Source organism: Peribacillus sp. SIMBA_075, from assembly GCF_046534585.1.
Genome location: NZ_JAWRYN010000523.1, coordinates 1 through 275 on the forward strand (window position 1 = coordinate 1; position 275 = coordinate 275).

Here is a 275-nt window from a genome sequence, read left to right on the forward strand (position 1 = left end):
ATGATGTCGTCACTCCGTCCAATGTTCCAAAGATCATTTTTCTGGCAATCCGCACCTCAATGTCAGGACGGAAAATCCCTTGCTCCCTCCCTTCCCTGACCACCTCTTCAATCAGATTCAAGTATTGCTTCATCACAGTACCGATTCCTTCATTGATCTCCTGATTGGATTGGCGTAGCTCGATCTGCGTCACTTTTGCCAAGTCATGATCCTCTGATAGCTGGCTGAGATGCGTATGGACGAGTTCGTACAATTTTTGCTCGACTGTATTCGCT

1 protein-coding gene is annotated in these 275 nt (G+C 46.9%); it reads right to left on the reverse strand.

Translation table 11 applies throughout. The annotated features are described in order from the left end of the window. Positions 1–275, reverse strand: a 275-nt coding sequence (locus SB775_RS29265) for a TetR/AcrR family transcriptional regulator C-terminal domain-containing protein (RefSeq protein ID WP_410864733.1), incomplete at both ends; no start/stop codon positions are given.